We start from the raw sequence: 18,921 nt of genomic DNA, 5'->3' as shown, positions 1-18,921 counted from the left end.
CTCACCACAATTCCGTGCCCGGAGCGCCTTTTATGCGACCCTTCAAGTTTTCGGTGACCCAGCCTCCATAGAAGGCCCCGGGTTGCGGGATCACCCGGTACTCACTAACAAAACAAGCGTCCATAAGTCCGGCGTAAAAGGCGAGATAGCTCTTAACCTGTTCAAATCTGGTGGTGGGTGCAGCATAACTCCACGCAGCGTTCTTAGCCGCGGCCGCCCCGCTCTGAACGTCCCAGTAGCTCGCAACACCCTTCCACTCGCAGAATGATCTACCCGAGGCCTTCGTCAGAACGGCATCAATGTCTTGCGGCGGAATATAATACGTGGGGGCGTGATGGGTTTCGAGAACCTGAAACGCCTGATCGGTCTCAACGATGGTTTGACCGCCGAGCTCGATCCGCACCCGATGGGGTACTGCCCGCAGCGCAGGTGGTCGCGGATAGTCTTGGACGTTTTCGATCTTAAGTGACATCATAAGGAACCAGCTACGGTATGACTCATTGCAGTTCTCGCGGTGGACATAGCGCAAGGTCAGCATTAATCTAGGATGTCGAGTTTCAAGAAACGCTTTCCAATCGTTAGCCACAGGAGCAAATTAGGAACAACTACTGTAAGAATTCTGCCCCCTTGGGCTTGTTTCTGTCACTCGCTTGTATTCATCAAATGACAGCTAAGCGTTGCTAAGCAGTTCTTCGTTCACGGCAAATCGAATTTTCTACTCTCAATGACCGCTTCGTGTGATTGCGGACACTTGCGTAAAATGGCACTAGGACCGCTATGTGGACGACGCTGAATTCAGGTTTGATGTTTCCATTGTTTGCTGTGCACGGCTACAGCTTCAAAACCATTAAGCCTAAGAAGAACCCGAGCCTCATTGAGTTTGTCGCAAGTGCCGCCGTTTTTATGGCGACCATTGCGCTGTCGATTGACGTTATGTCGCCAGTGTTTTGGGAGATGGCATCGGAGTTTGGAGTCGAGAGCAATCGGCGCCGTCTTATCATTCTTGTCCTTTTTTTGTGACTGACGGCAGGTCAGCTGGTTTTCGGGTCTCTTTCTGACAGCATTGGTTGTCGACCCGCTATCGTCTTGGGGGCGTCGCTTTTTGCCGCCAATGGACTGGTCTGCGCCATGGGATCGACATTTGATCGTTTGATTGTGGGTCGCATTCTGCAAGGTCTTAGAGCTGCTAGGCCGAGAATTGGCACAGTTGTGCTGATTCGGTATCGTTTCTAGGGTGCCGCCATGTCACGTGTTTTTTTCAGCAATCATGGGTATTTCTAGCATGGTGCCGGTCCTCGCCCCATCTTTCGGGCAGGCGCTGTTACTGGTTATGCCGTGGCTGAGTTTTTTTAACGGTTTTGTCGGTGATTTGTGTTGGTGGAGCCGCATGGCTTCAGCTCAGGCAACCCGAGACCCTGCCTGAGAAGCGTCCATTCAAGCTTGGCCAGTTCTCAGCCGCCTCTGTTGAAGTCCTAGGCAACCGGCGCGCTACGGCGTTCACGACAGCTGGCGGCCTCCGCTGCGGCGCGCTTGTGGGGTACATCAACTCGTCGCAGCAGCTATTTCAGGACACCTACAAGGTAGGCAACCTCTGCGCTATCCTGTTTGGCGGTGTGGCGGTTTTCATCTCTGCCGCCACGGTAACGAATGCGGGGCTGGTCGAGCATGTCGCGATGGATCGTATGTGTGTTCTCGCAGCCAGCGTATTGATCTCCTGGTCATTGGAATTAACGGCAGTGATGTTCGCCGTAAGAACTCTTCCGCCTTTATGGCTGTTTATTGCCGCGAATTTTCCTGTGCTTTTTTACTGGGCCAAACACTCGTTTACTCCAATGCCATCGCACTGGATCGCCTAGGCCATATCGCTGGTCTTGCAGCTGCCATCACCGCCTCGGTCTTGACACTGATGGGGGTCATCTCGGCAGTCACTGTCGGTCTGAGCTACAACGCAACGCTGTAACCGAATTTCTTAGGCTACGTGCTTTGTGGAGTGACCGCGCTTTTGCTCATGCGGTTGCCGTCAGCGCGGATTGTGGCAACTTTGCCTTCAGCGAAACAAGGCAAAAGCGGCAGACCCTAAATTGCGTGCCATCTGAGAAGTAAGGGCTCGACGCCGACGCTCAATAACTTTGACTGGACAATCGCATACTTATTTTAACGAAGAAAGAAGATTGTCTTTGAAGAAATGGACGTATTTTGGAGTTTCAGCGTTGATTTCAGCTTGTAGCCCTCCTATCCAAGCTCCTTTGGTCAATGTCGCAAACGGTCAGACAGCCATTCAAATCAACACAAGTGGGCTGACTTGCTAAATCTCTGGCTGCCTGGAAATAACAAGGGGCAGTGTTCGCGTAGTTGGGCACAAACTGGCGCGGATTCCCGAAGGTATTGATGTTAGCGACGGAACTGTCACGCCTGACGAGTTCCAGCGGATGCGTCAAGCAGCGGTTCTGGCGGGTGGACCTGACTCTGGCAATCGATAGTAGAGGAAAGCTGAGTTATTTTCAAAGATCATGTTCTCGCGAGATGTCCAGAATGCGGATCTCCGAATACGGTGATTGCGGGTGAGAAAGCTGCGTAAAACGCATGTGGTCTCGAAGAATCATTTTTTGCCCGAAGAGGGTGTAAGCGATGGCATGCAAGAACTCGTGGCCAACGCGCAAAAGTTGGCGCGCATCAGAGACGTTCTGCAGGTGTAGGATTTCGCCAGTTTGCTACACTACATATCGGACAAATAATGCACAAGAGCGAAAACTCTCTAGCTTGGATTCTCAGGGCAAACAATGTTCTCGCTATTTCTGATGTAAAGAACCCGATTCAAGAGCAATTTTGCGCAACGGGCAAATTGACCTCTGAATTATGTGTATTTTCCTCGTAGGCGAACAGAAATGTGACAGATCAGCTGACCGGTTTCCAATGAACCCAATCAAATGTGACTGTCAGGTATAGCGCGGCATTAGCCACTTTATGGCTCTACGCGGTTGTTGAGTGAATTCTACCGAGTGTCTGCTTTGCGGAAAAAGCCACCGTCTACATTTCTTATTGGGGGCGACTGATTGCCGAGACGAAAATGCTTAGGCTATCGTGTGCCCACAATTTCCACGGAAGCGTCACCGATCAGATCCTGAAGTTCTATAGTTGATCGTCTGCTGGAACGTCTGCTTGTCCGGATTGCTTCACCAGATATTCGAACGACTTCTGGCGAAGCAGCGAACTTTGAGTGACTGGTGCTCTTAGAATCTCTTACTTGGCTTAAATCGATAACTTTGACTCCAGACTTTGCGAGTTCGGCGGCATCTGTTGCGCCAACGCGGTCTACTCCACCAGAAACGAATTTTGAGAAGTTTAGAATCCTGTCGTCTGACGAAACTAAGACAAAGATCTTTTGATTGTCGTGTTTTATTTTGGAAAGCTGGTTCTCAAAAACGGCCAAATCTATATCCGGCGCCGCAAGAATAATGTTTCGCACTCTTTTTCGAGGATTGAATTCTCCGGCTAATTCCGCTTGCGAGATCGCTTCCATTGTAAGAAACGCTCCCATTGAGAATGCAAGAATATCGAATTGCTGAGCTTTTGATCGCGTAACTATTTCACCAGTTTTCAAGAAGTCCGATCTAGCAGCAAGCGCACTGTTGATATCGTAAACATATTTGAGGGTTTCTGCCGCAGAAGCCCATGACATTAACACCGGAACCCCATCGTACTCAGTATCCTCAACAAATTGGGCCAATCTAAGAATGGCGTCACTTAGGGTCGTATTGTAGCCGTGAACAAAAAATAGGACGTTTTGCTCCGAAGCACCAAGTGCAAGAAGTTGTTTGTCAATGTCCGAAACAAAAGCGTTTTCAGATGCATAAACTTTTGGGTCGATGATAGTGAAATGCTTCGAAGGGTTGGGGGGAGAGCGTTGGTTCTTTCTATTTTGCCAACTTTGTGATTTGGCGGAATGGTGACTACCACCGAAGCTAGTCCAAGTGTATCGCTGCGGTCGCCCGAATAAAAAACACCCTCTGCTCCGGACGCCTGTCGCGTTGTGGCAATAAAGACTGTCTGGCGTTTGGCCTCAACTACATCTGACGCAGGATATTGGGGATTTTCGACGCCTACGAGTTCTGGAGGTCGAATGCATGAAGCTACGCCTAGAACTAGTACTAAAAAAAGAAGCGAAGCCCTAGCGTTTTAGTTAAACCTGAAACTCCATTCCAAAGAGGCTTCATTTTCGAATATACATCCAGCTTGGTTGGATCAGTATCTTTTAGTGTGTTTCTCGTCTGTCAATAAACTAACGACAACGGCCCTCTTTTTGATCTGAGTAGTGATTTCTGTACAAACGCTAGTGCAAGTTTGACATGGTGGTTTAAACGAGAGTTAACGAAGCCGTTTCGCCAACAGAAATGATTTTCGCTTTGGGCTCATCGCTAACCTTTGCTGTTGCCTTCATGAATGGCTGCTTCCTGCGAATCAGTACCATCCTTGACGCGTAGTGCCGCGTGTGCACCGAAAGACGGTTATGAAGTCCCGCACCTCGGCAATGGCGCCTTGGGAAAATGGCAGCCATGAGTCGACAGGAGTTGAACGGCATTCATGAAACTGCTTCTTTGCACCAAAAATTTCAAGAAACTAATTGAAGCTTCTAGACCTTTCGAGGAGTGACGCTAGTCCTGACTTGCCGCCGTTAAAACTAGGTTAACGCTTTGTTAACTCCGGAGGCGAAGTCTTGTAAGATAGCCAACCACAGACCACCTCACTCGGTAACTAATTTCGTAAATTGAGAGGCGATCAATATGAAAAAGGTAGTGGTGGCCAGCATATTTGGTAGCTCATTGCTACTGGCGGCATGCGGAGCGCCAACAACGCCAACTCAGGCTCAGGCACAAAACGACGCTCGGTGTGCTGCGGGTATACTGGGTGGTGCGGCACTTGGCGGAGTGGTCGGGAACCGCTTCGGTGGTGGAACAGGCAAAACGCTTTCTACGGCGGCTGGCGCGGGCCTTGGGATGTACGCTGGTCAATCTGCCTGTCACTGATGACTTTATTTCAGCGGCATTGTCCGAAAAATGAATGCTCTCCTAATATTCAAGTTCTCTACTGCATCGTTTTTCTCATGAAACAGCCTGCCATGCTGCGTCCAACTGAAGCACTCGATGCCTAGAGCGATCTGAAAGAACGGTTGGCGCAGGAACATTGCGCTACGTATGCGTTGCTTAGCAGTTTACCCATCCGGTCTGGATTTTCTCACCGTACTCCCGGGAATAAGCCGGAATCCGACGTCCGTCGTGGACTTGGCAGGTTCGCCGTTGATTTGGGCCAGAACCATTTCTGCCGCGATCTGTCCAATCTTAAGATGGGGTACTGCAATCGACGTCAGCCGATAAGGTTGAATCGCTGAAATTGGCAAGTCGCCCCATCCGGCAATTCCAATGTCGTTCGGGACGCTCAATCCGATTTTTTGTGCATAGTGAAGCCCGCCAATCGCCATATTGTCGTTCTGGTAGAAAACAACTTCGATATCGCGGTGGGAGGCAAGCAGCTGCTCGGTGCCGTAAAATCCGGTATAGAAACTTGGCGTGTCCTTCAGCAGTAGTTGTTTTTCAAGCCGCCCGTTTGCATCTTCGATGGCCTTTGAAAAGCCGTTCAGACGTGCGGTTGCGGCATTTGCGACGTCATGTGAAGTGCCGACATAGCCGAATTTTTGATACTCCATTCCAGCCAGATAGCGACCCATGCTGTAGCCGCTGTCAAAGTGGTTCAGCCCCACGCACATGTCCAACGGGCTCGAGTTGAAATCCCAGATTTCGACCAGTGGGATGCCTGCGCCGCGTAGCATTTGGATCGCTTTTTGGCTGTGCGAGCGACCGGTGATGATCAGCCCGGCGGGTTGCCAGGACAGCACGGTCTCGATCCATTTTTCCTCATGGTCGATTTCATGCTCGGTGAGGCCCAGCACGGTCTGGTGTCCAAACGCACCGAGCTTTCGGTCGATGCCCTCCAGAACCTGCGCGAAAATCTCGTTGCCCAATTCGGGGATGCTGACCCCGACAAAAGTGGACTTCTTGTCACCCGCAAAAACCGTCGCCAAGCGATTCGGCAGGTAACCCAATCTGTCCACTTCGGCCATGACCTTGGCGCGCGTTTTTTCCGAGAAGCCCCCTTCATCGCGCAGGACTCGGCTTGCAGTCATCTTCGACACGCCCGCAGCCTTTGCCACCTCAGCAAGGCTTACTTTATTGTTTTTGCTTGATTTATCAGTTTCACTGCTCATTTACGTTACGGGTAACTCTTTTTTATTGACAACAGCCGGGTCTGCGCGAATGCTAGCGTAACGTTACGGGTAACTCAATACGATGTTGAGGAGCATTGGGGTTACCTAAGTCTAGGAGGAGGCGGCCTGTGCCCGGCACTGCGCAAAACAATCTGTTCTTTGACGGGATAAAGAAGCATTTTGGAGGCACCTATGCGTTGCGCGACGTGTCTCTGAATGTTGAGCGCGGTGAGATTGTTGCTTTGCTGGGCGAAAACGGGGCAGGCAAATCGACCCTCATCAAAATCCTTGGTGGCATTCACAAGGCGGATGAAGGGCGGGTTCTGATCAACGGCGAGCCCTACGAACATCGCCCGGGTGGGTTTGGAGAGCGCCAGTCTGTTGCCTTTATCCACCAGGATCTGGGCATGATCGAATGGATGACCGTGGCCGAAAACATCGCGCTTGCTCTGGGCTATTCCCGAAAAAGCGGTTTGATCGATTGGAAATCGGTGGAGAGCTTTGCGCAAGACGCGCTGGACAAGGTGGGGTGCGAATTCGACCCGACCACGCGGGTGCAGGACTTGTCGCGGACCGAGAAGTCTCTGGTCGCCATCGCCCGCGCCTTGGCCGTGGATTGCGATTATCTGGTGCTGGATGAACCAACCGCATCGCTACCAGCGGATGAGGTCGAGCGGCTGTTCGAAGCGCTGCGCCCTTTGAAAGAAAAGGGTGTCGGCATGATCTACGTTTCGCACCGGTTGGACGAGATTTTTCAGATCGCCGACCGGGTTGCGGTGTTGCGGGACGGAGAAATGGTTGGCCTTCGCAGCATCGACCATACAACGCCCGAAGAGCTGGTTTACATGATCGTCGGCCGCAAGACCCGGCAAGTGATGAAGCCGGACACTCCGCCGGGCGCAACGTTGTTGGAGGTGTCGGGCCTCAACATGGAAGCAGCGCATAGTGTCAGCTTCCAATTGCAGACGAATGAGATTGTGGGGCTTGTGGGTCTTCGCGGCGCAGGGCACGAGAACGTGTCGCGAGCCCTGTTCGGGTCCGAAGCGTTTGACGGTCAGATCAGCTTGCATGGTGAACGCCCGGATCTATGCTCTCCGCAAACCGCGATGGCGTCCGGGATCGGTTTGGTGGCACGGGACAGGACCGAGGAATCCGTCGCCATGTCCTTGACCATCCGAGAGAACACCTTCCTGAATCCCGCCGCCATCGGGCGATCGTTGCTGTCGTTCATGAGCCACAAAGCGGAGACAGAGAGTGCTGCCCGGATCGGCGCTGACGTCGCCTTGTCCCCCAATGATCAAAGCATGGCGATTGAGAGCCTTTCGGGCGGGAACCAGCAGAAGGTCGTCATCGGGCGCTGGCTTGAAACCAAGCGCAAGCTGTTGATCTGCGAAGACCCCACCGCAGGTGTCGATGTTGGGGCCAAAGCGGAAATCTACGCGCTGTTGAACCGCGCGATGGAAGAGGGCGTCGGCATCATCGTCGTTTCAACCGATTTCGAGGAAGTCGCGGCCATCTGCCACCGCGCCATTGTCTTCAGCCAGGGTCAGATCGTGCGCGAACTGACGGGTACCGAACTGACCACTGAAAACCTGATACAGGCTGCCTCGGCCTCGAACGCCGTGGCAAGTTAAGGAATACGACTATGCAATCGCTTGAATCCAACGCGCTGGAACCGACCAAGGCGGAGCTCAAAGATGCCTCGTTAAAAACCCGAATTCTCAGGTTTTTGCCGGTTTATGGGCTGGTTTTGCTGACGGGTTTTCTGATCATCCTGTTTTCGATCCTCCTGCCGAACACGTTCCCGACGCTTCTGAACTTACGGGCGATTATCTCGGACAAGGCGATCATTGCGCTTCTATCCTTGGGGGCGATGATACCGATGGCGGCAGGCCGTATCGACCTCACGGTCGGGTATGGGATTGTACTATGGCACATCCTGGCGATCTCTCTGCAGACTTTGTATGGCATTCCATGGCCGATTGCAGTGGCGATTGTTCTGTTGCTGGGTCTGCTGACTGGTTTCCTGAACGGTCTGCTGGTTGAGGTCGCCAAGATCGACAGCTTTATTGCCACCTTAGGCACAGGCACGGTCCTGTATGCGCTGGCGCTGTGGCACACGGGCGGACGTCAAATGGTCGGCGCGTTGCCGGAGAGTTTCTATGCCATCAACGGCACCTTTGTATTCGGTCTACCTATCACTGGCTTCTACGTTCTGGCGATCACTGTCGCGATGTGGCTGATCCTGGAATACACGCCCATCGGTCGGTACCTCTACGCGATCGGCGCCAATCAGCGTGCTGCGCAGTTGAACGGTATTCCGACCCGGAAATTCGTTATAGGCGCTTTCATGTCATCGGGCCTGATCACCGCCTTTGCCGGGGTGTTGCTGGCGTCGAAATTGCGGATCGGGCAAGCCTCGGTCGGTCTTGAATTCCTGTTACCTGCTTTGGTCGGGGCCTTTCTTGGGTCCACAACCATCAAGCCGGGACGCGTGAATGTTTGGGGAACAGTTGTGGGTGTCGCGATCCTGGCTGTCGGTATCTCGGGCATTCAGCAATTCGGCGGATCCTTCTGGGTCGAGCCGATGTTCAACGGTGTCACGCTTCTGATCGCAATCGGTATCGCCGGTTACGCTCAGCGTCGCAAAGGCGCCAAAAAGTAAACAGCATAAGGGAGGAGATTATGCTGAAACGTACTTCCATGGCGGTATCCGCTGCCGCGCTGCTCACAGGTTTGGGATTTCCGCTCGCCGCCGAGACGGCGTTTGACGGGCCAACCAGTGGACCGACAGCTGCTGAAGGCAAATCCATTGTCGTCGTCGCGGGCGATCTGAAAAACGGTGGTATTCTCGGGGTCACCAATGGCGTCGAGGAAGCAGTTGGCACCATTGGCTGGGATGTGCGCGTACTGGACGGGGCCGGGTCCATTCAGGGCCGGACCGGAGCCATCGGCCAGGCGCTTGCCCTGCAACCCGACGGGATCATCATCAACGGCTTTGATGCCATCGAACAGCAGGCCGCGCTGGAAGGCGTGGTAAGCGCGGGCATTCCGATGGTGGCCTGGCATTCCGGGCCCAAGATCGGATGTGACGCGCCCGGGGGCATCTTTGCTAATGTCTCGACCGACGCGATGACCGTGTCCGAAGTGGCTGCCGAATGGGCCATGGAAGACGGCGGCGACGGGGTGGGGGCGATCATCTTCACTGACTCGACCTATCAGATCGCCATCGATAAGGCCGATCGGATCAAGGAAACCATCGAAGCTGCGGGCGGTACGGTGCTGGAATATGTTGACACGCCCATCGCCGATACCTCGGCCCGAATGGGGCCTTTGACCACGAGCCTGCTGCAGAAATATGGCGACCAGTGGACCCACGCGCTTGCGATCAACGATCTGTATTTTGACTTCATGGGGCCTGCATTGGCGGCGGCGGGTATCTCGTCCGACGACGGGCCTCAGGCGGGGTCAGCAGGCGACGGCTCGGAGGCTGCCTTTCAGCGTATCCGCAGCGGTAACTATCAGACAATTACCGTGGCCGAACCGCTGAACTTGCAAGGCTGGCAACTGGTGGACGAGTTGAACCGCGCCATTCAGGGCGAGGCATGCTCGGGCTATATCACATCGCCTGCACTGGTGACCGAGGATGGCTTGGCCAAGCTGGGTGACAGTAATCAGTTCGACCCCGACAGCCCCTATCGGGAAGCCTACGCAAAGATCTGGGGCAAGTAACCGATCCGGTGGTCCTTGCCTGAATCGGCAAGGGCCCCGCTCGAAAAGATGACACAGCGCAAAGCCAACTCAGCGGTCTTTCGACCGCAATGGCGGAGCTTTGCGCAAAGGAGGAAACCATGAGCGAACAGCCATTGGTTCAAATGCTGGGAATAACCAAACGCTTCGGCGGGGTGACCGCGTTGCAGGACGTCGATCTGACGGCCTATGCGGGTGAAGTGCTCGCCATCGTCGGGGACAACGGGGCCGGTAAATCCACCCTGATCAAAATCCTGACCGGAGTATATCAACCCACCGAAGGCCACATCCTGATGGATGGAAAACCGTTGGAGATGGCCAGCCATTCTGACGCAATCGCAAACGGGATTGATGCGGTTTACCAGACCCTCGCGCTGGCCGACCATCTTTCCCCTGCTGCGAATATGTTTCTGGGCAACGAGTTGACCAAGAACGTTTTCGGCGTTCCGTTTCTGGACAACAAACGCATGAAATCTGAGGCCGCCCGGGTTCTGGAAGAACGTCTTGGTGTCCGGCTGCGGTCTATGGACGTGATGACGGAAAGCTTGTCAGGCGGGCAACGTCAGGCGGTTGCGATCTCGCGCGCGGTCTATCACGAAGACCTGCGCTTGCTGGTGATGGACGAACCTACCGCAGCATTGGGTCCGCAGGAAACAGCGCGGACGCTGAAGCTCATCAAAGCGCTGCGCGAACAGGGCTTGGCGGTGATCCTTATTTCGCACTCTCTGGATGACGTGTTCGAAGTGGCGGACCGCGTGCATGTGCAACGCCGGGGCCGCGCCGTTGGCGTTGTCAAAACTGCGGAGAGTTCCGTTCAAGATGTTCTGGGCCTGATTGTCGGTGCCCAAGACGCAGCTGCGTGAAGGAGAACGATATGTCCGCGGCGATGACAAACACCGAACAAAGAACAATCATGGACCGATTGGAGCCTTATCTGGCCTTTATCGGGCCGATGGTGATGATCCTGGCCATTCTCATCTTCATGGGGATTGCGGAACCGGCCCGGTATTTCCGCCTGACCAACCTCAATCTGATCCTGCTGGATGCGGCGCTGTATATGCCGATGGCGATGGCGATGACCTTTGTCATCACCCAGCGCGGGATTGACCTGTCGATCGGCTCGATTGCGGCGCTGTCGGCCATTCTCATGGCCTTTCTGGTGAAACAATACGGTTTTCCGGCCTGGGTAGCTGTTCCTCTGGCGATTGTGCTGGGCGCGATCATGGGATTGATCAACGGTCTGGTTATTACCCGTTTCAAAGTGCCGGACCTGATCGGAACGCTGGCGATGGACCTTGTTTATCGCGGTCTGGCGCTGGTGATTGCAAAAGGTCTGGTACTCGCGCGTTTCCCCGACCTGATCACCGAAATCGGACGTGGCCAGATTCCGGGTTTTATTCCGGTGCCTGTGGTGCTGGGCTTGATCACAATGGCGATTGGCTATGTCGTCCTGACACGCACCTATTTCGGGCGCTACACGATTGCGATTGGCTCGAACCCCGAAGCGAGTGAAATGACCGGTGTGGCCGTCGATCGGCACAAGATCTATGCCTATGTGCTGATGGGTGCCGCAGCGGCAATGGCAGGTGTCATGTTGACCGGAAAGCTGAATGCTATTCAGGCGACCTCGGCCCCGTATTTCAACCTGCATGTCATTGCCGCGGTTGTCGTGGGCGGCACGTCCCTGTTCGGTGGACGCGCCTCGATGCTGGGCTCTCTGGCCGGTGTGCTGCTGCTGTCGATGATGATCAACGCACTGGTGACTCTGCGGATCGAGTTCTTCTGGCAATCCGTCGCCTCGGGCGTGGTGATCGTCAGCTCGGTCGCGCTCTACACCTGGATGCAAAAGAAAGACCGTGACGGGGCGCAGGGCCTGCTGGCGGGTCTGCGCAGTAAAGAGGCGCAAAAACTCATCCGCTTCTCGGCCGCTCTGATCGGCGCACTAATCCTGTTGCTTGCCCTAGGGGCGGGACTGGCAACCGAGCCTACGCCAAGCGGCTAAGGCAAACAAAAGTGGTGCGCCCGGAGGTAGGAGTCCTGGCGCACCTGCAAGGCCCCACAATGTTCGCGAAAGGGAGGACTTACCGTGAAACAATTGAACAAAGCACTACTGACGACAAGCGCATTTTGCCTTTGTGCCACTGCAGCCTTTGCTGATGGGCACGGAAAGCTACCGCTTAAGGAACTGCCGGGTATCGAAGATCGGGACTATTGGGTCCCGGGCGAGGTTAACGCCGACGGCAAGTTGGAAGCCTTGCAGGCGATGACAGGGGCCGAAGCGGTCAAGTATGAAGGCACTCAGGATGCACCTTTGCAGATCGCACTGATCTATCCTTCTGCTGACACCTCCGACTTCTGGGCGCGCAACTATCTGGCGATGACCAAACGTCTGGATGAATTGGGCATAGAGTATGAAACCACCGAATTCGCCAGCCGTCAGATCGAACACAGCTTGCAATCGACCTATGCCAACCAGGTGGTTCAGGATGCGGACCTTTATGACTTTGTGATCTTTGGCCCGTCGGAACTGGCCATTCAGGCCGACAATATCGACAAGATGGCCGGGAATGACGGGTTTGCGACCTTCGTCTGGGCCTTCCACACGCCCCCGAAAGGGCTGGCAAATCAACCGGATGCATGGTTCGACTTCAGCTCGGCCGCCGGTGCCCTGACCATGTGCGACTATATGCTGGAACGGCTGGGCAGTGACGTCACGATGGCGATGAACCGGGGCATTCCGGGCATCACCGACGACCAGCGTTCGGGTGATTTCAAGGCCTGCGTCGAAGAGAAAGGCAACTGGACCACGGTTTACGAGCATTACGGTGAATACCAGCGCGAAGGCGGCTTTGAGGGCACCAGCCTGATTCTGCAAGCCTATCCAGAAGCCACCATCATCCATAACGCCAACACCGCTATGGCCATGGGGTCGGTCGAAGCTCAGCTTGCGGTCGGCAAAGAGAAAGACGTGTTCTCGACCGGTTGGGGCGGCACCGGGCTTGAGCTGGACGCCATTCGCCGGGGCGAGCTGGACGCAACGCCCATGCGCATGGGTGACGATGTGGGCGCGGCGACAGCCGAAGCGATCAAGGCGCACATGGAAGGTCGGCAGGACGAACTGCCCTTTGTGTTCTTGGGCCGGATCACCGTCGCTCATGACCAGATGAGCGCCGAAGAGATCGATGCGCTGGAACAGGAAGCGTTCCGGTTCTCGGGCGTGGGCGCGTTGGAGCGCTAAGAAACTCGCTTGTGGCTGGGCCTAACGGGACCGGCCACAGGCACCTGAAATAACCAAAGACGGAGAGAGCCCGAATGGCGCAATCCATGATGTTGATTGAAAAATGCAGCCATTGCGTAAGCTGGTATGACATTGAAACCGGTGCCCGGCAGGGGCGGTTGGATCTGCCTCATTTCCCTCATGAATTCGTGGTCGATGACGAGTTTCACTATGCCTATGTCGGTCATTACGGCGTGCAGAATTCCGGTATCGAAGGCACCGATGGTCGGTCCGTGATCGTGATCGACATCCGCAAACAGGAAATCGTGCACAGCTACGATCTGGGCGAGCATGCCCGTCCGCACGGGATTGGGCTAGACGGGCAGGGGCGTCTCTACGTGCTGTCCGAATGGACAGGCCATCTGCTGGTCAAGGAAAACCCCCGTGCCTTCGATCAAGGCTGGGATCACATCACGCCAACCGGCGGCACCAAGTGCCATCTGTTTGCGCTGACCAGGGATGGACACACAGCGTATTCAATGAACCTAACCTCGGGCAATGTGACCGTGTTCAATCCCTATGATGCGTCGGTTTCGCCGATCCCGATCAAGACCGGAAAGAAACCTGAAGGGCGCTGTCTGCGGGAACAGGCACAGACGCTCTACACCTCGCAGCGCATCTCGAACACCGTCGCCGTGGTCAATACCGACACGCTTGAGATCGAGCGCACCTTTCCAACGCCAGATGATCCCTGCCGCATCTACTACGACGAGAAACGCAACCGGCTGGTGACGATGAACCATTTCGGGGGGTCGTTCTCGGTATTCGATGAAGCCACGGGCGAGATGTTGCACGAACAGAAAACGCCCGCGAACCCGCTGGCGCTGTGCATCGATGATGAGGCTGCCTTTGCCTATATTGCCATCGATTGCGAACAGGTGCAGCGGTTCAACCTTGATACGTTCGAGGTGGTGCAGACCTTTGACACGGGCAAGGAACCGGACGTGATGGTCATCCTGCCTAACGGATTTTCGAAACACTGGGAGAACGCGGCATGAACAAGCCTCGTATCGCTATTGTGCCCGGCGACCCTTCGGGGATCGGGCCAGAACTGATCGCCAAACTGCTCAATCAGGAGGGCGTGCAGGAGGCTGCGGATATTGTGCTGGTGGGCGACAGTCACCTGTGGAAGCGCGGCGCGGAACAGGCTGATCTGGACGTACCACTCAACACGGTGGATGCGGTGGCAGATCAACCGGGCCTGTCGCATCTCGAGCTCTACACCATCGCGCCCAAGGACGTGAAGACAGCCGAAGTCACCGTCGAGGGTGGTACGACATCGCTCCGCTGTCTCGACAAAGCAATGGATCTGGCGATGGCGGGGCAGGTGGATGGCATCTTGTTCGGCCCGTTCAACAAAGCCGCGATGACAGCCGCCGGACTGAATGCCGAGGACGAGCATCGCTATATGGCGCGCTACATGGGACATATCGGATATCACTCGGAGCTCAACGTTCTGGATGAGCTGATGACGACCCGCGTGACCTCGCATATCGGGCTGAAGGATGTGGCGGCCAATATCACTGAAGAGGGGATATTGAAGGCGGTCAATCTGGCCAATGACACGCTGCGCAAAGCGGGCAACGCGCGCCCGAAAATCGCCGTAGCAGCCCTGAACCCCCACGCTGGGGACAATGGCAAGTTTGGTCGAGAAGAGATCGATATTCTGGAGCCCGCCGTGCGCAAGGCGCAGGAAAAACAGATGAGTGTGACGGGGCCATGGCCCTCGGACACGGTGTTCCTCAAGGCGCAGCGGGGCGAGGTCGATGCGGTTGTGACCATGTATCACGACCAGGGCCAGATCGCGATCAAGCTGATGGGGTTTGAGCGCGGCGTGACGGTTGCGGGTGGCTTGCCCATCCCGATTGCCACCCCAGCACATGGCACGGCCTTTGATATCGCCGGACAGAACAAGGCCAATCCGGGCGCAACACGGCAGGCATTCGATCTGCTGGTGCGCATGGCCAAAACGCATCGCGCCGAACGCAGCGCGGACTGAGGAGACCAAGATGACCAAAATCAAATCCGTGCGCACGCGCGTCTGGAACTGGACCGGGCCTACCGTGCCGCCGACGGGTAATTTCTGCACCAATGCCTCGGACGTGCTGTACGAAAAAGGCGATGCGATGTCGTCTTTCCGGTTCCATCAATGGCTGACCTGTGAGGTCGAGGCCGAAGACGGCACAATCGGCATCGGCAACGCGGCCCTAGCACCTTCGGTCGTCAAGGCTGCCATTGACGAATGGTTTGCCCCGCTGGTGATCGGCGAAGACCCGTTCGATTATGCCTACCTGTGGGAAAAGATGTACCGTCGTAGCCACGCCTGGGGGCGCAAAGGGATCGGGATGACGGCGATCTCGGCCGTTGATCTGGCGATCTGGGATCTGATGGGCAAACTGACGGGCAAGCCGGTGTTCAAACTGCTGGGCGGGCGTACCAAAGAGAAGATCCCCGTCTATTACTCCAAGCTATACTCCGGTCCCATCGACGTGATGCAGGCCGAGGCCGCCCAGGCGCAAAAGAACGGCTATTCCGCCTACAAGATGCGTTTCGGCTGGGGCCCCAAAGATGGGATGGTCGGCATGCGCGAAAACCTCAAACGGGTCGAGGCCGTGCGCGAGGTCATCGGCTATGATGCCGATCTCATGCTCGAATGCTACATGGGCTGGAATCTCGACTACACTAAGCGGATGCTGCCCAAACTGGTCAAATACGAACCCCGTTGGCTGGAAGAACCGGTCATCGCCGATGATGTCGAAGGCTACCGCGAGCTGAATGCGATGAACATCGTGCCAATCTCTGGCGGTGAGCATGAATTCTCGGTCATCGGCTGCAAGGACTTGATCGAGAAAAAGGCCGTTTCGGTTCTGCAATATGACACAAACCGGGTGGGCGGGATTACGGCAGCGCAGAAGATCAACGCAATTGCTGAGGCGTTCCAAGTGCCTGTGATCCCCCATTCGGGCCAGATGCACAATTACCATCTGACCATGGCCAACGCCAATTGCATGATCAGCGAGTACTTCCCCGTCTTCGACGTCGAGGTCGGAAACGAACTGTTCTATTACATCTTCGAAGGGGATCCGGCAGCCGTGGATGGGTTCCTTGATCTGGATGACGATACGCCGGGTCTTGGGATCGAAATCACGGACAAACACCTCAAACACTTCCAGATTACGGAGTAAATCATGACCTACACCGGTATCTGGCCAGTTGCGCCAACACCGTTCAACAAGGACGGAACGCTTGATCTGGACGGGATGAAGCGCGTTCTTGATTGTCTGATCGATCAGGGCGCGGATGGAATCTGTATTCTGGCCAATTTCTCGGAACAGTTCCTGATCTCGGATGCTGAGCGCGAGACTTTAACGCGACTGAGCCTTGAGCACGTGTCAGGACGCGTTCCAATGATTGTGACGATCAGCCATTTCGCCACGCAGATCGCGGTGGAACGGGCGCAATTCGCTAGGGAGTTGGGCGCTGATATCGTGATGATGATGCCCCCCTATCACGGGGCGCTTCTGAAAGGTAATGCAAAGCAGACCTTCGAGCAGTTTGCTGCCGTGGGCGAGGTCGGCATTCCGATCATGGTGCAGGATGCGCCTTTGTCGGGTGTCGACCTGCCGGTGCCTCTGCTGGTGCGCATGGCGCAAGAGATCGAGATGGTGAAGCTGTTCAAGATCGAATGTCCCCGTGCAGCCAACAAGCTGCGCGCGCTGATCGCCGAAGGCGGAGACGCGATTGAAGCGCCGTTTGATGGCGAAGAGGGGATCACCCTGTTGGCCGATCTGGATGCGGGTGCCACGGGGTCGATGACTTCGGGTATGATAGTTGATCAGATCAAGCCGGTCATCACCCACCACCATGCAGGCCGTACTGCCGAAGCAACAGCCGCTTATGGGCGCGTTGCGATGGTGATCAACCACGAAAATCGCCAATGCGGCTGGCAATCCTGCAAGGCGGCGATGGTCGAAGGCGGCGTAATCCGGTCCGAGTTCTGCCGCCACCCGATTGACCCGCTGCAACCGGCTATTCGCGACCGGTTGATCGACCTTTTAAAACCTTTGGACCCGATGGTCCTGAAGTGGGGAAAATAAGATGATCCTTGGACAAAACCTGATCGACGGAAACTGGGTCGGCTCAGACAACCTGCGCGCCTCAGATGATCTGGATGGGCAGAACTTTGCGCAGGCGACAGCTGCGCAGGTCGACAAGGCCTGCCGCGCCGCTCGCCGTGACTTTCGCGCTTTTGCGGGCAAATCGCGGGCCGAGCGAGCAGCGTTCCTGCGCACGATTGCCGAGCAGATGAATATTTTGGGGGAGGAGATTACCCAGACCGGCATGGCAGAGACTGGACTGCCCGAGGCGCGCCTGGTGGGCGAACGCGGCCGCACCACCGGGCAGTTGCGCATGTTTGCCGATCTGATCGAAGAGACCGGGTATCTCGATATCCGCAAAGACGGCGCACTTCCTGATCGGACGCCACTCCCCCGTCCTGATCTGCGCCTGACGCACAAAGCCATCGGCCCGGTGGCCGTCTTTGGTGCGTCGAACTTCCCGCTCGCCTTTTCCACGGCGGGCGGGGATACCGCCTCGGCTTTCGCCGCTGGATGCCCGGTGATCGTCAAGGGTCACGGCGCCCATGCGGGTACCGCCGAATTGGTGGCACAGGCCGTCGCCAAGGCGATTGAGCTCTGCGACATGCCCGCGGGCACGTTCCAGATCGTGCAAGGGTCAGGGCGCGAGGTTGGCTCGGCTCTGGTGCAACATCCAGATATTCGGGCCGTTGGCTTTACCGGATCACTGGCCGGAGGCAGGGCGCTTTATGATCTGTGCCATGCGCGCCTAAACCCGATTCCGTTTTACGGCGAACTTGGCTCGGTCAACCCGATGTTCTGTCTGCCCACCGCTATGGATGCGCGAGCGGCAGAGATCGGCGCGGGCTGGGCCGCGTCTCTGACCATGGGGGCCGGGCAGTTCTGCACCAACCCCGGCGTCGCGGTCATGCTGAAAGGGCCGGATGCCGATGCGTTGGAAACCGCCTGTGTGGCAGCACTGAGCCAAACGGCGGAACAGAAGATGCTGACCGACGGTATCCTCGATGCATACGAACAGGGTGTCCGCGCCTTCCGTGATTTGATGACCGAGGTCACGTCCTGCGGTTCTGCCGTGGGCAAACGCGCAGCCCTACCTGCGTTGTTCAAAGTCAGCGCTGCAGAGTGGATGGCAAACCCCAAATTGCAGCACGAAGTGTTCGGTGCGGCTGGCATCATCGTTCTGTGCAACGACACGGATCAGATGGTGGCCCTCGCTGAAGGGCTGGAAGGCCAACTGACCCTGACGCTGCACATGGATGACGCGGATCATGACTTTGCCAGCACCCTAATGCCCATCCTCGAAGAGAAAGCCGGACGTTTGTTGGCCAATGGCTTCCCTACTGGTGTCGAGGTGTGTTCGGCGATGATGCATGGCGGGCCATACCCGGCCAGCACCGATGTGCGCGCGACTTCAGTCGGCACTCTCGGTATTGCGCGATGGCTGCGCCCGGTCAGTTATCAGAACATGCCCGGTGCATTGCTGCCGAATGAACTGCAGGGCTAAGGATACACGTCAGGCTATCTGTGGCCTGACCCCA

At 55.9% G+C, this 18,921-nt stretch carries 17 protein-coding genes; 14 read left to right on the top strand and 3 right to left on the bottom strand.

The window, feature by feature from the left end; translation table 11 throughout:
- Position 1 precedes the first annotated feature (1 nt).
- Positions 2-475, bottom strand: coding sequence for a DUF427 domain-containing protein (locus tag ACR0AI_RS10115; protein WP_480701312.1), 474 nt, complete (start codon positions 473-475; stop codon positions 2-4).
- A gap of 302 nt (positions 476-777) precedes the next feature.
- On the opposite strand from ACR0AI_RS10115, the gene ACR0AI_RS10110 reads away from it, so the two are divergent.
- Both ACR0AI_RS10110 and ACR0AI_RS10105 read left to right on the top strand, forming a co-directional pair.
- Positions 778-1,020, top strand: a complete 243-nt coding sequence (locus ACR0AI_RS10110) for a hypothetical protein (RefSeq protein WP_480673463.1) — start codon at positions 778-780, stop codon at positions 1,018-1,020.
- 338 nt (positions 1,021-1,358) lie between these two features.
- Positions 1,359-1,856: an MFS transporter gene (locus ACR0AI_RS10105; RefSeq protein WP_480673465.1), complete on the top strand. Its 498-nt coding sequence runs from the start codon at positions 1,359-1,361 to the stop codon at positions 1,854-1,856.
- A 1,220-nt stretch (positions 1,857-3,076) separates the two neighbouring features.
- Here the strand turns inward: ACR0AI_RS10105 and ACR0AI_RS10100 are convergent.
- Positions 3,077-3,823 carry an alpha/beta hydrolase gene (locus ACR0AI_RS10100; protein WP_480701316.1) on the bottom strand — a complete coding sequence of 249 codons (747 nt, stop codon included), beginning with the start codon at positions 3,821-3,823 and terminating at the stop codon, positions 3,077-3,079.
- A 958-nt stretch (positions 3,824-4,781) separates the two neighbouring features.
- Between ACR0AI_RS10100 and ACR0AI_RS10095 the strand changes: the two genes are divergently transcribed.
- On the top strand, positions 4,782-5,024 hold the full coding sequence (locus ACR0AI_RS10095) for a glycine zipper 2TM domain-containing protein (RefSeq protein WP_480673467.1): 243 nt from the start codon (positions 4,782-4,784) through the stop codon (positions 5,022-5,024).
- A gap of 185 nt (positions 5,025-5,209) precedes the next feature.
- Here ACR0AI_RS10095 and ACR0AI_RS10090 read toward each other — a convergent pair whose 3' ends face one another.
- Positions 5,210-6,259: a LacI family DNA-binding transcriptional regulator gene (locus ACR0AI_RS10090; protein ID WP_480673469.1), complete on the bottom strand. Its 1,050-nt coding sequence runs from the start codon at positions 6,257-6,259 to the stop codon at positions 5,210-5,212.
- Positions 6,260-6,387: 128 nt separating this feature from the next.
- Here ACR0AI_RS10090 and ACR0AI_RS10085 point away from each other — a divergent pair, with 128 nt between their 5' ends.
- The 11 genes from ACR0AI_RS10085 (at position 6,388) to ACR0AI_RS10035 (ending at position 18,887) form a co-directional block, all read left to right on the top strand.
- Positions 6,388-7,893, top strand: a complete 1,506-nt coding sequence (locus tag ACR0AI_RS10085; RefSeq protein ID WP_480673471.1) for a sugar ABC transporter ATP-binding protein — start codon at positions 6,388-6,390, stop codon at positions 7,891-7,893.
- An 11-nt stretch (positions 7,894-7,904) separates the two neighbouring features.
- Positions 7,905-8,924: an ABC transporter permease gene (locus tag ACR0AI_RS10080; RefSeq protein ID WP_170667779.1), complete on the top strand. Its 1,020-nt coding sequence runs from the start codon at positions 7,905-7,907 to the stop codon at positions 8,922-8,924.
- 20 nt (positions 8,925-8,944) lie between these two features.
- Positions 8,945-9,991, top strand: coding sequence for a substrate-binding domain-containing protein (locus ACR0AI_RS10075; RefSeq protein ID WP_480673473.1), 1,047 nt, complete (start codon positions 8,945-8,947; stop codon positions 9,989-9,991).
- 119 nt (positions 9,992-10,110) lie between these two features.
- Positions 10,111-10,872, top strand: coding sequence for an ATP-binding cassette domain-containing protein (locus ACR0AI_RS10070; RefSeq protein ID WP_480673475.1), 762 nt, complete (start codon positions 10,111-10,113; stop codon positions 10,870-10,872).
- Positions 10,873-10,883: 11 nt separating this feature from the next.
- Positions 10,884-12,011, top strand: a complete 1,128-nt coding sequence (locus tag ACR0AI_RS10065; protein WP_170556670.1) for an ABC transporter permease — start codon at positions 10,884-10,886, stop codon at positions 12,009-12,011.
- A gap of 84 nt (positions 12,012-12,095) precedes the next feature.
- On the top strand, positions 12,096-13,247 hold the full coding sequence (locus ACR0AI_RS10060) for a substrate-binding domain-containing protein (protein WP_480673477.1): 1,152 nt from the start codon (positions 12,096-12,098) through the stop codon (positions 13,245-13,247).
- Positions 13,248-13,321: 74 nt separating this feature from the next.
- The gene (locus ACR0AI_RS10055; protein ID WP_480673479.1) at positions 13,322-14,284 is read left to right on the top strand and encodes a YncE family protein; all 963 of its coding nucleotides are present in this window, start codon (positions 13,322-13,324) and stop codon (positions 14,282-14,284) included.
- Complete coding sequence (locus ACR0AI_RS10050) at positions 14,281-15,285, top strand: 4-hydroxythreonine-4-phosphate dehydrogenase PdxA (protein WP_480673481.1); 1,005 nt, start codon at positions 14,281-14,283, stop codon at positions 15,283-15,285. The genes ACR0AI_RS10055 and ACR0AI_RS10050 overlap by 4 nt, the downstream gene beginning before the upstream one ends.
- A 10-nt stretch (positions 15,286-15,295) precedes the next feature.
- Complete coding sequence (locus ACR0AI_RS10045) at positions 15,296-16,471, top strand: L-rhamnonate dehydratase (protein ID WP_480673483.1); 1,176 nt, start codon at positions 15,296-15,298, stop codon at positions 16,469-16,471.
- A complete protein-coding gene (locus tag ACR0AI_RS10040; RefSeq protein ID WP_480673808.1) occupies positions 16,472-17,383 on the top strand; it encodes a dihydrodipicolinate synthase family protein in 912 nt (303 codons plus the stop codon). It begins immediately after the preceding gene.
- Position 17,384: 1 nt separating this feature from the next.
- Positions 17,385-18,887, top strand: a complete 1,503-nt coding sequence (locus ACR0AI_RS10035) for an aldehyde dehydrogenase (NADP(+)) (RefSeq protein WP_480673485.1) — start codon at positions 17,385-17,387, stop codon at positions 18,885-18,887.
- Positions 18,888-18,921: the final 34 nt, after the last annotated feature.

The organism is Ruegeria sp. BG3, from assembly GCF_056538485.1.
Note: the sequence above shows the minus strand (reverse complement) of the source record. Positions and strands in the feature narration are given on the sequence as shown.